This is a genomic window from Sulfurovum sp., assembly GCF_049668085.1.
Taxonomy (GTDB): Bacteria; Campylobacterota; Campylobacteria; order Campylobacterales; family Sulfurovaceae; genus Sulfurovum.
The window spans coordinates 36624-51594 of the sequence record NZ_JBATIY010000006.1 but is presented as its reverse complement, the minus strand read 5'-3'; the positions used below and the strand labels follow the sequence as shown (position 1 = coordinate 51594).

The following is a 14971-nucleotide window of genomic DNA, read 5'->3' as shown; positions in this document are numbered from 1 at the left end:
CGTATATGAAGTAAAGCTTCCTATACTACGCTAACGCTCTATTCGCTTCAGCAGAGTGCTCTCGTTACTCTTTATAAGGAAGGAAATAACATGTTCAGAAAAAAAGTAGCCATATCTGTAGGTGATCTCAACGGTATAGGTATCCAGCTTGCCCTTGAAAATCATGACATCATTTCTAAAGAAGTAGAAGCACTTTACTGCATAGACAGAACCATGTTGGAGCAGGCAGCAAACAAATTAAAACTGCCAATACCCTCTGGCTTTAGAACGATAGAGGATATCGCTCAACCATTTGAAATAGACGCTGGAACTGTCAGTAAGGAAAGTGGTGCATATGCCTATGCTTCATTTATCAAAGCTATAGAACTCGCACGCAACAAAGAAGTAGACGCCATCGTTACCCTCCCCATTCATAAAAAAGCATGGGAATTAGCCGGGATCAGCTACAAAGGTCATACTGATGCCCTAAGAGATATATTTGATGCAGAGGCTATTATGATGTTAGGTTCACCTAAGATGTACGTTGCTCTTTTCAGCGAACATATACCTCTTAAAGATGTAGCAGGAAGTATCAACGAAAAAGACTTAACAAGATTTCTTATAGACTTTTACAAAACAGCAAAACCCACTCTAGAAGTAGGTGTTCTAGGGCTTAATCCACATGCCGGAGATGATGGTGTTCTAGGAAATGAAGAAAAGATCATTCAAAAAGCCATTGATAATGCTCATGCACAGATTGGCAAAGTAATATTCTCTTCTCCACTAGTACCAGATGTAGCCTTTACGCCAAGAGTAAGAGCAAACTATACACACTATATCGCTATGTACCATGACCAAGGCCTAGCACCACTAAAAGCTCTCTATTTTGATGAAGGTATAAACGTATCATTAAACCTACCGATCCTAAGAACATCTGTCGATCATGGAACAGCATTTGATATCGCATATAAAGGAATTAAATTAAGTAGTTTGAGTTATTTGAATGCAGTAAAATACATTGTAGAGAGTTAGCAGAAAAGTCCAGGACTATCATCTTCAACCACTTCACAATTCTCATTCATCTGAGCACAAAGTCTTTCCTGGCAATTTTTACATAAATAACGATAATTCTGCATATCATAATGGATAATATCGCCTTCATTGATATCATCATAACATTCAGCACATACATTGGTCACACGTAAAAGAATCTCTTGGGTTGCTTCCTGTGTTACAAAACATTCACTAGCCATTGCTACTCTCCATCTCTTTGATCATTTTTTGCGCCTCATCCAATGTATCATCTAGTGCGTATGCTTTGGTATAACCCACAAGCGCTTCTTTCTTTCGCCCAAGATCATATAATGTATTTGCGTAGTTAAAATGATGTGGGGCATACTCAGGGTCCAGTTCAATGGCACGTTCATGATGTTTTTCTGCACCCTCTTCATCTCCAAGTTTATGCAGTACATTAGCCAGTAGTGCATGTGCCATATCATCTGTCTCATCCAGTGATAAAAGTTTTTCATAACTCTCTTTTGCCTCTGCATATTCACCTGTCTGCATATAGACATAACCCATTTTTTGCAGTACTTCGGTATTATGCTCTTCTATAATAAGTGCTGAACCCAGCGCTTTTATGGCTTCTTCAAAGTCTTCTTTTGCAACGGCATCATCAGTCATTTGTAAAAGTTGTTCCATACGTGTAGGCTGAACATTTGGCGTAGAAAATGTTTTATCAGGACGGTTGATACCACCTATCTGCTCATCTCCTACTTTCGCTTCAAAGTCGACACCTCTTTTAGGATGATCGCCTGAAAAAAGTTGTTTAAAAAAAAGGTAAAATACTCCTCCGGCGACAATAAGAAGTAATAATTGAAATGTTGTCATAGTTTCTCCAATATAGTTATCGAATGATAAGATAATCTAACTTAAACCCAAAGAAAATCTGCTATGATAATAAAAAATCTCTAAAGGATTATCATGGCTTATAGAATAGAATTAGATAAAGAAAAATTGCAAAAAGAGTTAACACCACTTGAGTATAATGTTTGCTTAAACCATGGTACAGAAGCGCCGTTCCAAAATGAATTTTGGGATTCTAAGCAAAAAGGTATTTACACCTGTAAATGTTGTGCAACACCACTCTTTACTTCAGAAAGCAAATTTGATTCAGGTACAGGATGGCCAAGTTATTTTCAACCTATCGATGATGAAGCCATCGAAGAGATCACAGACAGTAGTCATGGAATGGTACGTGTCGAAGTATGTTGTGGGGCATGCGGTTCACACTTAGGACATGTTTTTCCAGATGGGCCTGAACCTACGTATCAACGTTACTGTATCAACTCTGCTTCTTTAAATTTCGAAGAGAAGTAAAATAGTTATTTGTGAAGTTGTGAGGCTATACGCCCTGCAGCTTCATCCATCTCTTCTTTTGTATCAAACATAAATGTATGCTTCTCATCTTCTCCAAGATTGACAAAAATACCAAAACCTACCACTTCGACCTTACCTTTTGCCTCGATATCTAACCATTCAAGACTTACCTGTGTTGTTTCATCTTCATGTCCAGTCTTTACTACTGCCGCTGGGTAGAGCTGTGTGATCTTTGCTGTGTCAAATTGTTTATCTTCTATTGTGATTATCATAGAGGGATTATAGTATAATCATTTTAAATCTAGAATGGAGACCTATATATGAGTTTGAATGCACAAATCAAAAATGATATTAAAGATGCCATGCGCGCAAAAGAGACAGTAAAAAGAGATACACTCAGAAATATCCAGGCAGCTATCAAGCAAATTGAAGTAGATGAGCGTAGAGATGTTGCAGATGCTGACGTTGAAGCTATCTTGATGAAATATTTGAAACAAAGAGAAGATGCTAAGGCTCAGTTTACAGATGCCGGACGAAATGACCTCGTAGAAAAAGAAGATGCAGAGATAGCCATCATAAAAGCCTACTTGCCAGAGCCAATGAATGATGCAGAATTAGAATCTGTACTCAAAGAAGTCATCGCTTCTGTTGGAGCTGAAAGCATGAAAGATATGGGAAAAGTGATGGGTGGCGCAAAATCTGCTATAGGAAGCCGAGCAGACGGTGGGCGTATCAATATAATGGTGAAGAAGTTACTTTCTTAATCATCTATTAATGATGTCGACCCGAACGCCCTTGAAAGCGGAGCGATTCGAGAGGGTCGACGCTTTTTGCCTACTTTTTTAAAAAAGTAGAGAGAAAAAACTGCATAATAAAAAATCTATTTACTTAATAATGTTCAAATATTCATCCTAATTGAAAACAATTGGGAATAAATGGATTTATTCTAATTAATTCCCATACTTAAGCTTTTTAATAGCCGCAGTAATATCATCCTGTCTCATAAAATGTTCACCTACTAAAAATGCATCTGCCCCAATCTTAGAAAGTTCTACAACTGTCTCATGGTCATTGATACCAGATTCAGCCACAATGATCTTACCATTTGGAATAAGCGGTATAAGTTTTTCACTAAGGTTCATGTCCATTTCAAATGTTTCAAGGTTACGGTGGTTGATACCAATAATATCTGCTCCAGCGAAAATAGCTTTAACCAGATCTGTTTTGTTATGTACTTCTACCAGTACATCCAAACCTAAATGACGTGCATAGTCATGTAACTCTTTAAGCTCTTTACGGCTCAGTGCCATAGCAATAAGCAAGATATAGTCAGCTCCAAATGCCAATGCTTCAAGTACTTGATATTTATCAACGATAAAATCTTTTCTAAGCAGTGGAATATTGACATAACGACGTACCATACCTAGATACTCTTTGTCCCCTTTAAAAAAGTGTGGTTCAGTGAGGATAGAGAGTGAGTCAGCTCCACCTTTTTCATAGGCCTGTGCTATCTCAACAGGATCAAAATTTTCACGTATGATCCCTTTACTAGGACTTGCTTTTTTCACTTCCGCGATGATACGGTATGGATTCTCCTCAGTAGAACGCAATGCACTTTGCACATCTTTAGGTATAAAAGGGTTAAATGCAAGTGAACGTCCTAACCACTCTTCTGGATAATCCACTTTTCTTTTTTCTAGGTCTGCTTTTGTTTTTTTAATAATTTCATCTAATATTTGAGCCATCTATTACTTTCCATATTTCTCTAAATTTCGCGTATTATATCTAAAAGAAAGCTCGAAGTTATTTACACTGTCTGATAGCATCCCAATGTTCTATGATCTCAGGTTCTGTCAGGCCTTCTTCATCGACAACTCTTTTCATCACTTTATAGGCTTTATCACACTCACCTTCTTTGTAATATCCCCAGGCTAAAGAGTCTAAATAATACATATTGTCAGGCTGCTGTATCAATGCATTTTCTATTACATCAATGCCCTTTTTCACATTTACTTCTTTATCGATAAGTGTGTAACCATAATAATTTAAATAGATACTGTCATCATTTCCCAATTCAATGGCTTTTTCAAAATGTGAGATCACATCTTCGATCATTTTTTTATCATTTTTATCTTTGGAGTTTTCAAAGATCAACACACCCTTTTCAGCTATCCATTTTGCATCTTGATCTTGATCATAGAGTTTATCTACTAAACTCAATGCTTTGGAAAAACGCTTTTCCCTCTTATAAAGTTCGTAAAGTATATCATTTCTACTTTGGTCTGTTTCTAAAAAATCGATCGCACCCTCAACATCTCTTTTATAGACGTACACATCTATGATCCTACCAAGATACTCTTCATCATTATTTTGTTGATAAAGTGCTTTATACGTTTCTAAAATACCATCAATATTGTTTTCTTTTTGATACAGTGAAAGTAGTTTAGCATAGACGTCATGACTCACAATATTGATACGGCGATGTGTTTCAAGCAACTGTATCGCTCTTTTACGTTCTCCTGTAAACTCGTCCATAATATCGATCATTCGCAATAATATCTCTTCTCTAGGCACACTTTCATATACCCTGCTTAAAAGTTCTAATGCTCGCTTAAATTGACCGGCATAAAGAAATGAATTTGAAGCCAGGTCTAAATCCATGGGTTCTTTTGACTGTTCAAGTAGATACTCTGCTTCTATGGTTGCATTCTTCACTTGTCGTATAGTAAGATAAAGAGGGATAAGAAGACGTCTTACCTCAATTCTATTTGGATTTTTTTTATCCCAAAGTTTTAAACGTGTGATACTCTCTAATATGTGTGTTCTACTCATTAATGCAGAAGTTGCTTCCTTAAACAGATAGATCTCAGCCCCTGTATCGTCATACAATTTTTTATAGACTGTATAACTGTTTTCATAGGCTCTATATTCATCATACAAAATCCCTCTAATAATAAGTTCATCTTCACTTATCTTCATGATCTCCTTGGCATAAGTAGCAGTACTACCAATGCTGAAGACTATTAATAGTGTTAAAGCTATACGATTCCAGGACACTCTTTGCGCACCTCTTCTTCATCATTTTTAAATTGTTCCCAAAATGGGAAAGTACGACACTGTAAAGGCCGTACAGGGTAAATAGAACAACGCTTCATAGTCTCATCAAAAAATACACAGGCAAAGTTATCTGGTGCCAGTTGTTTTTCTCTCAGAGAATAGCGATGCTTCACTTTTCTTAAATACATTGTACCAAAATCTTCTACACTAAGGTTAACAAAGTCTGCCATTTTTTCTATCTCAGCATATTTTGCCCAAATATAACCGCTCTCGCCTGTACAACAGTGACCACCACAGGCTTCACACTCGTTAGGGTTAAACTTAAATGTATACTGTTCATGTGTCATTAATTCCATGATCAAAAATCACCTTTTACACTGTTTGTATTTGCACGTTCAAATGCTTTCTTCGCATTCTCTCTATAGATACTCTTCTCATCAAAGACCACAAACGGAGGAAGTATCTGTGTCATAGACTTTGACCCCATACGTGCTGCAATCATCACCAGTTTAGACTCCCTGTCTATTTTGGAGTGCACAAACTGCATTGTTTCAACAGTTATACCACAGGAAGTTAAATGGTGCAACAACAGGTCTACTTGTTTCGCATCATAACAAAAGATAAAATACCCTCTGGGTTTTAACAGTTTTTTCACCTTGGGTATAAAGTCGTCTATAGGCAAATGATGTGCATATCTGGCTATATTCAAGTGTGTATTTTCACTTTGCTGTACACGAGGATCATAAAAAGGAGGATTTGAGATGATATAGTCAAATTTCTCATCCGTCTTCCACTCTGTAAAATCTCCAAGATGGCTTTCTACTTCAAAATCATTGAGTGCATAATTATGTTTTGCATAGTTAAGCATCTTTTCTTGTTTGTCTATAATGCTCGTCTGAATATGAAAATCTCTGGTCAATAAAAGAGAGATGATCCCTACACCGCAACCTACATCCAATAGTTTACCTTTCGGTTTAAAAGAAGAGATAAAGTCATATAAAAAAATAGAGTCACTATTGTAGCAATAACCTGATGTCGGTTGATAAAGAAACATAGTCACCTCTATTTTTTATGAATTTTACAATAATTTCAGTATAATCGCGATTATGAACGAAGAACTAGACCTACTGAACCCACCATCAACAGATTTTTCTATGCTGGACTACGATTGTGCATACATCCCTGGTAATAAGGTACGTATGAACTACAAGTATGTCGCTAAAGCAAGCAAAAAGTTTGCTACTGCTGTCATAGCCAGAGGATGGAGACGTTTTGGAAAGTACTTCTTCCACCCTATCTGTAACGGTTGTAATGAGTGTAAAAGTATCCGTATAGATGTTAAAAACTATCAGTATACAAAATCACAAAGAAAAGCGATCAGACGAAATGCAGATACACAGATCATTGTGCAAAAGCCTAGTCTTACTGACGCACATATCTATCTTTATAATAAATACCACTCTTTTAAACATGAAAAAGACCAGTGGCAACACCGTAATATTTCACAACGGGAATACCATGAAAACTTTGTAGATGGTGCACATGATTATGGAAGAGAAGTACTCTACATCAAAGATGATAAGCTCATAGGTGTTGACCTCATCGATATACTCGATGATGGTATCAGTTCCATATATTTTTATTATGACCCCGACTATTCTAATCTATCTCTAGGGACCTATTCACTGCTCTACCAGATAAAATTGGCAGAAATACTTGAACTGCCTTGGATCTACCTGGGGTATTGGGTCGATGGATGTAAAGCTTTTGCCTATAAACCTAAGTTCCAACCCCAAGAGATTTTGGATGGTTTTCCACATGTATCACAAGAAGCTGAATGGGAGAAGTGGGATCTAACGTAAAGCATCTAATGCCGGACTCTTTCGGCACCATTTTAAAAAAAGTCTGTCCGGACGTACTCTGACATCTACCTCTTTATCTTCAACGATACACTCGGCCAATATCTTCGCCATAAGCGGTGCAAAAACAAACCCTCTTCCCCCTAAACCATTAGAAACATATAAATTATCTACATACTTCATCCCAGGCTTGGCACCGCGTGTGATAGCTGGGTAAGTTTCTAACATAAATGGTACATCTATCACCTTCCCTACTAAAGGAAAGTAGTCTTTAGACCCTGCTCTCATACCGCAAAACACTTCTTGAAGTTCCAGATCAGAAGTATCTATAAGAGAAGAAGCTTGTTCTTTGAGAAGCAAAGCTTGTGTATCTTGGCAAGGCATAGGTTCTTTCACTTCTTTCTCATGGGTAGCTCCCAGTTTGATGATCCCATCTACATTGGCTCCTACAGACATAGACTGATGCATACTGACCTCTAGAGTAAGCTTTGAAGAGAAATCCCCTCTTGTCCCCCAAGTGCCCTTTATACCCATATAACGCAAGTCAGCCAAATCACCTTCATAACCCGTTGCCAAGACAAGATTATGAGCCTTATAGTCACCCATAGACCATAATCCATCTTCTTGTTTTATCTCCTTTACCTCATACTGTACTACTTCTATATCCGAAAGTAAAAACGCACATACCTCTTTTGCATCACAATCTCCAGCCTCAGGAAAGTAAAAACTTTCAAAATCAGAACATATGCCTTGTGCATGAAGTTGTTCTTGTGTGTAAAGTGCATAACTATTTTCATTAAAAGGTGCATACGCGGAAAACTTCTTTGCATCATCCTCATCTTTTGGAATACGGATCACTCCTGTTTGATGAAAATAGTCTGGACATGTAGCAAGGTAAAAATCTTTAGCAAAAGAAAAAGCTTTGTTTGTAAGTGTTTGAAGAGGAGAACCTTTACCGATCTTAGGAGAAACAAAAGCCCCGGCTGCACCGGAACCGCCAGAAGCGATGCCTTTTTTATCGAGGACTAGAACTTTTTGATTTTTGTGTGTAAGTGCATGTGCTGTAGTAGCACCTGCGATACCTGCACCGATGATGATGGTATCATAGGTTTTAGACATGAGATCTAAACCGAGATCTCTTTGATATCCGCAATATTTCTAAACGTTTTATATACAGATCCTATGGTATGAAGTCTATTTACTTTTAATGCTTCATCCTCTGTATTTACGAGAACATCATCAAAATAACAGTCAAGTTCACGTTTCAATCCAAAGAGTGCTTCGAGTTCCTCCTGATAGTCACTGTATGGTGCATTGATCACTTTTTCATAAGCATTATAAAGCGTTACTTCAGCATCCTCTTTAAACAATGAAATATCTATCTCCAAACTTGACTCAAGGTCTACATCTTTAGAGATATTTGCTACACGTTTAAAGGTTGTGAACTGTTCTTTAAAGGCATCATTACTTACGATGACATTGAGTGCTGCTACTTTTTTTGCTATCTCATTGATATCTCTTTCCCCTGAAGCAAGTACAGAAGCGATGACAGATGGATTTGCATCGAGCGATTTATTGATTCGTTCTATAATGAATTCACTTAATATATTGGTATCAAAGTCATCATAATTGCCTTTGAGCAGCATGATGATATCGTCAATGTTAAATGTCAGATCATACTCTGTCACGATACGTACTATACCATTGACTGCACGACGCAAAGCAAATGGATCTTTAGACCCTGTAGGAATTTTTCCTACGCTAAAGAGTCCAAAGAGTGTGTCCAGTTTAATACTCATTGCAACGATAGATGAAAATACAGTACTCGGAAGATCCGCACCCTCACCTACTGGCATATACTGTTCTTTTATAGCATTATAAACAAGCTCTTCTTCACCCAGTGCTTTGGCATAGTAATACCCCATAAGCCCCTGAAGTTCTGTAAACTCATACACCATTTCACTCATAAGATCTGCTTTTGCTAGGTTTACTGCTCTGTCCATTGCTTTTTCAAGTGCTGCAGAACTTTGTCCCGTTCCTGATTCTACTCTGTCCATATAAAGCGCAAGTAGTCTGATAGCGATATTGTTTTCTCTTGTGATCTTATCTGTAAGTGTTCCTAAACCATCAATGAATTGTACTTTTTCAAGGCCATCAATACTCAGTCCATTTTTCAAATCATTTTTGTAGAAGAAGAGCCCATCTGCCAAACGTGGTTTGAGTACACGTTCATTTCCTGCTACGACTTTACTGTAGTCATTTGTATAGGCATTACTTACTACCACAAACTTGTTTGCTATTTTCCCATTTTCAAATACAGGGAAATAACGCTGATGCTCTTTCATAGAAGTGATGATCACTTCAGGTGGAAGTTCTAAAAAAAGTTCATCAAAAGTCCCCACAAGTGCTTTAGGGTTCTCTGTAATAGCCACAACTTCTGCAAGAAGTGCTCTATCTCTTTCGATGATGATATTATGGGTTGACTCCAAAGCATCGAACTCGGTCAAGATCTTCGCTTCTCTCTCTTTAGGATGTAACATCACTGCACACTCATCCAATATACCTTCATACGCATCTATCGTAGGCACTTCTACAGCATCATACGTCACCATACGGTGTACATAGGTTTTTGTATCTGAATTCACACCAAAAAGTTCTACAGGCACAGAAGTATCATTCATTCTTACTTGCAGCCATCTGATAGGACGTATAAACTCATCCGTTCTGGATCCCCAACGCATCATCTTTCCGAACGACATAGAGGCTATCCACTTTTCCAACATCTCTTGAAGAAGGGAAACAGTTTCTGATCCTTTTTCTTCTTTTTTGAAATAAAGTACTTCTTTACCATTTTTTTCACCACGACCAAGAGCATCAAAAGAGACCCCGCATTTACCTGCAAAACCTTCAGCAGCTTTAGTAGGTACACCATCTTTCATAGCAGCAACCATAGGTGGACCGAAAAACTCTACAGTACTGTCTGCTTGTTTTACAGCCATACCTGCATGTTTAAGCACAAGTCTTCTAGGTGTATAGATAAACTCAAAGTCACAAGAAAGCTTATACTCTTCAAGTATATTTTTCCAAGATTTTTCTATGTTAGATACAATTTTAAGTAGTGGTATAGCGGGAAGTTCTTCTACACCTATTTCGATAAGTAGTGCTTGTGTCATTTAGGGTTTCCTAGTAAATAATAATAGCTATTATTTTACCTAAGAGTTGGTAAAGAGGGGGTTAGTAGTCCTACTCTTCCTTTTTATCTGCTTCATCTTTCATATCAATACGTCTACCCTCGTCATCAAATTTACTTTTATAATAATTTTTCACGATCCCAAACGTAATAAATGCAAATACGAACATAGCGATGATGTAAAGTATATCTCCAAAAGACATGTTAATGCTCCAATGTATTGGCTATAGTGATCTTTTCAAAACCTTTATAGTTTTGACGCAGTGCATCATAGATAACGATACCTACACTCACACCAAGGTTAAGACTTCTGCCTTTTCCACCCATGGGGATAGTTATACAACGATCAGGATGGGCAAGCAAGACTTTTTCATCTATGCCTTTAGTCTCAGAACCAAACAAAATATAGTCATCTTTTTTAAATGCAGCATTAAAATAGAGATTATCTGTTTTTGTAGTCGCCATATGTGCATTTTCACCTATAGGATGCGCTTCTAGGAACGCATCGAAACTTTCCCATACAACGAGGTCTAAGTCTTTCCAATAATCAAGTCCTGCACGCTTCACGGCCTTGTCATCTATGTCAAATCCAAGTGGTTTAACGAGATGCAAAGTGGCTCCAAGGTTGACACAAAGCCGACCTATCGTACCAGTATTAGGCGGGATCTGAGGTTCTACTAAAACGATGTTAAACATAGTCTAAAATATGACCGTTTTATTGCCATTGACAAAGACTCTGTCATGCAGTACCAATGCTAAAGCACGTGAAAGTACTATCTTTTCACCATCACGACCAGCTCTTTGCATATCTCTCCAAGAAAGACGATGATTAACGGGTATCACATCTTGAGCGATGATAGGCCCTTCGTCCAGGTCATCCGTTACAAAGTGTGCTGTAGCGCCAATGATCTTTACGCCTCTTTCAAATGCCTGCTTATAAGGATTTGCCCCTATGAATGCCGGGAGGAAAGAGTGGTGAATGTTGATGATCTTTTCAGGATATGCTTTTACAAAAGTAGGTGTGAGTATACGCATATACTTTGCAAGTACAATATAATCAAACTTAAATTCACCTATGAGCTTCATCACATGTTCCTCATGCTCTTCTCTTGTCATATTTTCCGCTGGAACATGGAAGAAAGGGATGTCAAATCTACGTACAAACGTCTCAAGCGTATCATGGTTTGCAATAACACACTCTATCTGTGCATCAAGTTCACCGTTTGCATGACGCACAAGAATATCACCAAGTGCATGAGACTCTTTGGTTGCCATAAGGATAATTTTTTTATCTTTAGGTTCCATGACTCTTATATGTGCATCTTCTGGTGTTACCGTCTTAAGTTCATTCAGCAACTCTTCAATGTCAAATAATCCTGTCACCACGGTACGCATAAAAAATCTTTCATGCTCTTTGTCAACAAATTCGCGGTTGTTATCGATGTTTAAACCTCTGTCATAAAAAACTTTAGAGATCTTATACACTAAACCTTTTGCATCTACGCAGTCTATTAAAACCCTTGCTCTCTTTTCCATATTCACCCTAGTTACGCTTTAATTGTAAAATTATACCTATTTTTCTTTCAAACTCTTTAGGATATATTAGAGATACCCTTTATCTTTTCATTGGTCCTTCTATCAAGTTCATCACCTAAAGCTTTACCCGAAAACCCTTCCGCTATCAACTCTGAAGGCGTAACCCCTCTGTCAAAAGGCTGATCCCATACATTCAGTTTTTTTGCCATAGCAATCACTTGGATATCATAGTTACCTACATACTCTACTATACCCTCTTTGAGTGCTAAATTTGCTATAAAAGAAATTGTTATATTTTCAGGGATCGGTGGTGTTGCCACTTTTTTATAATAACTGTTAGGTGCTCCCAATCTCTCTAATATCACCAGTATATCCGTGGAAAAATATTCTCTACATATAAATAGAAAATAATAGGGTTTAAGTTTTTCGACAAAGTTTTTTTGACTCTTTTGTAATACCCTGCTTAAAATACTAAATGCTCTTTTCTCCATACGTTCGTTAAATAGCTGCTTTGCAATACCCAGTGCAAAGAGATAATAGAGTCCATACTGAAGGTATGAACCCTTAAACATTTTTTCAAACTCTTTAAATAGTCGTTCTTTAGGCAGATCATCAAGAGTGATACTCTGACAAAGTCTACAGCTCTTCGCTTCTACTTTAAATCCAAGACGTGCAGCGAACTGCATTGCACGTAATACACGTAAACTGTCCTCTACAAATGAATTCTCATCCACAACACGAAGTACTCTATTTTCTAGATCTTCTAACCCATGCCAATAGTCAACTATCTGTTCATTTTGAATATCATACATCAAAGCATTGACGGTGAAATCTCGTCTTCTTGATGCCTCTTTTTCATCTGTTGCCAAAGAGACCTCAAAACCACGATGTCCAGATGAGATTTTTTGTTCCGTACGAGGTAATGCAATGTCCAGATCATGATACTTATAGACAAAAAAACTTTTACCCACACCTTGTGCACCTAAATGCTCCATCGCACTCTCAAAATCTTCTACACTGATGCCAAAACACTCGATATCATAGTCTTTACACTCACGTCCCAAAATACGATCACGCACTGCACCGCCAACGACATAACATTTGACATGATAATTTTGGATCAAGTAATCCGTTACTGTTGTGATATCTTGAAGTATGTAAAGGTCTGTTTGTGAAAAAAAGTGTGGAAAAGATTTGATAGTGGGCATGCTATCCCTTCTTTATCATTCTTTGGTTGAGATAAGTCAAAAACAACCAGTTATGTAAGATTCCCGCTAAAGGGAATCTAAATGTTACGTCCTATTTACTCGCATAATCAGCGATAATATCACCGATCTCTGTACAAGTACAGATCTCTTTTGCATCATAGTCACCAAGATCGCCTGTACGGTAACCTTCACTTAATGCTTTTTTAATAGCATCATCGATTTTATCTGCCGCTTCACTTTCACCTAATGCATAACGGAGCATCATACTTGCAGATGAGATAGTCGCCAATGGGTTAGCTATACCTTGTCCAGCGATATCCGGTGCAGAACCATGTATAGGTTCAAATAATCCTACACCTTTACCTGTACTGGCACTTGGAAGAAGACCGATAGATCCACTTAACATACTAGCTGCATCTGAAAGAATATCACCAAAGATATTCCCCGTCAAGATAACATCAAACTGTTTCGGATCACGGATAAGTTGCATTGCAGCATTATCTACATACATATGAGAAAGCTCAACTTCTGGGTAATCTTTAGCTACTTCTTCTACGATCTCTCTCCAAAACTGGCTTACTTCAAGTACATTGGCTTTATCTACTGAACAGACACGTTTATCACGTTTCATAGCAATATCAAACGCAACAACAGCGATACGTTTCACTTCTTCTCTTGTATAGATCATTGTATTGAATGCTTCATCTTCGTGAAGTTCTCTTGGCTGACCGAAATAGATTCCACCAGTAAGTTCACGCACAACCATAATATCCACACCTTGGATCACTTCAGGCTTAAGACTTGAAGCATTCACCAACTCATCATAGACCATTGCCGGCCGAAGGTTTGCAAATGTTCCCATCTCTTTACGAAGTCCAAGAAGTCCTGTTTCAGGGCGTAAATGTCTCTCTAATGTATCCCATTTTGGTCCACCGATCGCACCAAAAAGAACAGCGTCACATTTTTTTACACCCTGGATGGTCTCTTCTGGTAATGGTACACCAGTTTCATCTATGGCAGCACCGCCAAGTAGCATCTCTTCATACTTAAGGTTAAACCCTTGTGCCACAGAAACTGCGTCAAGTACTTTTATAGCTTCATCAATGATTTCAGGACCGATCCCATCACCTTTAATTACACCAATTTTATAACTTTTCATCTATTTACGCCTTTTCTGCTATTTCTTTTTTTGCAAATGCTATCAATCCACCTGCATCTACCAACTCTTGCATAAAGTCAGGGATAGGAGAGAACTTATATGTTTTGGCTTGTGTAACATTAATAACTTCACCCGCTGCCATATCGATACGAACCACATCACCTTCATTAATTTCAGCTGCTTCTGCAAGCTCAAAGATAGGAAGTCCCATATTAAAGGCATTTCTGTAAAAAATACGTGCGAAAGTAGGTGCGATAACCGCATTCACTCCTGCTGCTTTTAGTGCGATAGGTGCATGTTCACGACTCGAACCACAACCAAAGTTCTCACCAGCAACAATAATATCACCCTCTGTCATTTTTGAAACAAATTCAGGGTCTGCATCTTCCATCACATATTTTGCCAACTCTGATGGCTCACTGGTATTTAAATATCTCGCTGCGATGATCAAATCAGTATCGATATTATCACCAAATTTCCAAACTTTACCTTGCAAAGTAAATTCCTTCGTAATGAGAAATAAATTCTCATAAATTTTCGCGATTATAACCAAAAAAATGAAATTTGACAAATTCAGTGCTGAAAAGTAATAAAATTTCGGTAT

At 37.8% G+C, this 14971-nt stretch carries 19 protein-coding genes; 4 read left to right on the top strand and 15 right to left on the bottom strand.

Going from position 1 to position 14971, the window contains the following annotated elements; genetic code table 11:
- The first annotated feature begins 90 nt into the window (after positions 1–90).
- Positions 91–1011, top strand: coding sequence for a 4-hydroxythreonine-4-phosphate dehydrogenase (gene pdxA, locus WBM70_RS00415; protein WP_424556540.1), 921 nt, complete (start codon positions 91–93; stop codon positions 1009–1011).
- On the opposite strand, the gene WBM70_RS00410 is transcribed toward pdxA, so the two are convergent.
- On the bottom strand, positions 1008–1232 hold the full coding sequence (locus WBM70_RS00410) for a hypothetical protein (protein ID WP_424556539.1): 225 nt from the start codon (positions 1230–1232) through the stop codon (positions 1008–1010). The genes pdxA and WBM70_RS00410 overlap by 4 nt on opposite strands.
- Positions 1225–1869, bottom strand: coding sequence for a tetratricopeptide repeat protein (locus WBM70_RS00405; protein ID WP_424556538.1), 645 nt, complete (start codon positions 1867–1869; stop codon positions 1225–1227). The genes WBM70_RS00410 and WBM70_RS00405 overlap by 8 nt, the downstream gene beginning before the upstream one ends.
- A gap of 93 nt (positions 1870–1962) precedes the next feature.
- Here WBM70_RS00405 and msrB point away from each other — a divergent pair, with 93 nt between their 5' ends.
- Positions 1963–2358: a peptide-methionine (R)-S-oxide reductase MsrB gene (gene msrB / locus WBM70_RS00400; RefSeq protein ID WP_424556537.1), complete on the top strand. Its 396-nt coding sequence runs from the start codon at positions 1963–1965 to the stop codon at positions 2356–2358.
- 5 nt (positions 2359–2363) lie between these two features.
- On the opposite strand, the gene WBM70_RS00395 is transcribed toward msrB, so the two are convergent.
- Positions 2364–2630, bottom strand: a complete 267-nt coding sequence (locus tag WBM70_RS00395) for a phosphomannomutase (protein ID WP_424556536.1) — start codon at positions 2628–2630, stop codon at positions 2364–2366.
- 48 nt (positions 2631–2678) lie between these two features.
- Here WBM70_RS00395 and WBM70_RS00390 point away from each other — a divergent pair, with 48 nt between their 5' ends.
- Positions 2679–3122: a GatB/YqeY domain-containing protein gene (locus tag WBM70_RS00390; protein ID WP_424556535.1), complete on the top strand. Its 444-nt coding sequence runs from the start codon at positions 2679–2681 to the stop codon at positions 3120–3122.
- A 186-nt stretch (positions 3123–3308) separates the two neighbouring features.
- Here the strand turns inward: WBM70_RS00390 and trpC are convergent, their stop codons facing one another.
- From trpC to WBM70_RS00370, 4 genes are read right to left on the bottom strand one after another with little or no spacing between them, the layout of a single operon-like run.
- Entirely contained in the window at positions 3309–4103 is a 795-nt protein-coding gene (gene trpC, locus WBM70_RS00385) for an indole-3-glycerol phosphate synthase TrpC (protein WP_424556534.1), read from the bottom strand.
- Between the two features lie 58 nt (positions 4104–4161).
- Positions 4162–5337 (bottom strand): tetratricopeptide repeat protein, encoded by a 1176-nt coding sequence (locus WBM70_RS00380; protein WP_424556533.1) that lies wholly within the window; start codon positions 5335–5337, stop codon positions 4162–4164.
- 59 nt (positions 5338–5396) lie between these two features.
- Positions 5397–5771 (bottom strand): YkgJ family cysteine cluster protein, encoded by a 375-nt coding sequence (locus WBM70_RS00375; RefSeq protein ID WP_424556532.1) that lies wholly within the window; start codon positions 5769–5771, stop codon positions 5397–5399.
- A gap of 2 nt (positions 5772–5773) precedes the next feature.
- Positions 5774–6469 (bottom strand): tRNA1(Val) (adenine(37)-N6)-methyltransferase, encoded by a 696-nt coding sequence (locus tag WBM70_RS00370; protein WP_424556531.1) that lies wholly within the window; start codon positions 6467–6469, stop codon positions 5774–5776.
- A gap of 52 nt (positions 6470–6521) precedes the next feature.
- Between WBM70_RS00370 and WBM70_RS00365 the strand changes: the two genes are divergently transcribed.
- Positions 6522–7277 (top strand): arginyltransferase, encoded by a 756-nt coding sequence (locus WBM70_RS00365; RefSeq protein WP_424556530.1) that lies wholly within the window; start codon positions 6522–6524, stop codon positions 7275–7277.
- Here the strand turns inward: WBM70_RS00365 and WBM70_RS00360 are convergent.
- From WBM70_RS00360 to WBM70_RS00325, 8 genes are all read right to left on the bottom strand, one after another.
- Positions 7269–8393, bottom strand: a complete 1125-nt coding sequence (locus WBM70_RS00360) for an FAD-dependent oxidoreductase (RefSeq protein ID WP_424556529.1) — start codon at positions 8391–8393, stop codon at positions 7269–7271. The two genes, WBM70_RS00365 and WBM70_RS00360, sit on opposite strands and share 9 nt — an antisense overlap.
- A gap of 5 nt (positions 8394–8398) precedes the next feature.
- Positions 8399–10447, bottom strand: a complete 2049-nt coding sequence (glyS, locus tag WBM70_RS00355; protein ID WP_424556528.1) for a glycine--tRNA ligase subunit beta — start codon at positions 10445–10447, stop codon at positions 8399–8401.
- A 70-nt stretch (positions 10448–10517) separates the two neighbouring features.
- A complete protein-coding gene (locus tag WBM70_RS00350) occupies positions 10518–10667 on the bottom strand; it encodes a hypothetical protein (protein WP_424556527.1) in 150 nt (49 codons plus the stop codon).
- A 1-nt stretch (position 10668) separates the two neighbouring features.
- Positions 10669–11160, bottom strand: a complete 492-nt coding sequence (locus WBM70_RS00345) for a tRNA (cytidine(34)-2'-O)-methyltransferase (protein ID WP_424556526.1) — start codon at positions 11158–11160, stop codon at positions 10669–10671.
- 3 nt (positions 11161–11163) lie between these two features.
- The gene (gene purU / locus WBM70_RS00340; protein WP_424556525.1) at positions 11164–12000 is read right to left on the bottom strand and encodes a formyltetrahydrofolate deformylase; all 837 of its coding nucleotides are present in this window, start codon (positions 11998–12000) and stop codon (positions 11164–11166) included.
- Between the two features lie 56 nt (positions 12001–12056).
- Positions 12057–13208 carry a CCA tRNA nucleotidyltransferase gene (locus WBM70_RS00335; RefSeq protein ID WP_424556524.1) on the bottom strand — a complete coding sequence of 384 codons (1152 nt, stop codon included), beginning with the start codon at positions 13206–13208 and terminating at the stop codon, positions 12057–12059.
- 91 nt (positions 13209–13299) lie between these two features.
- Positions 13300–14367 carry a 3-isopropylmalate dehydrogenase gene (gene leuB / locus WBM70_RS00330; protein ID WP_424556523.1) on the bottom strand — a complete coding sequence of 356 codons (1068 nt, stop codon included), beginning with the start codon at positions 14365–14367 and terminating at the stop codon, positions 13300–13302.
- Between the two features lie 4 nt (positions 14368–14371).
- Positions 14372–14863 carry a 3-isopropylmalate dehydratase small subunit gene (locus WBM70_RS00325; protein ID WP_424556522.1) on the bottom strand — a complete coding sequence of 164 codons (492 nt, stop codon included), beginning with the start codon at positions 14861–14863 and terminating at the stop codon, positions 14372–14374.
- Positions 14864–14971 lie beyond the last annotated feature (108 nt).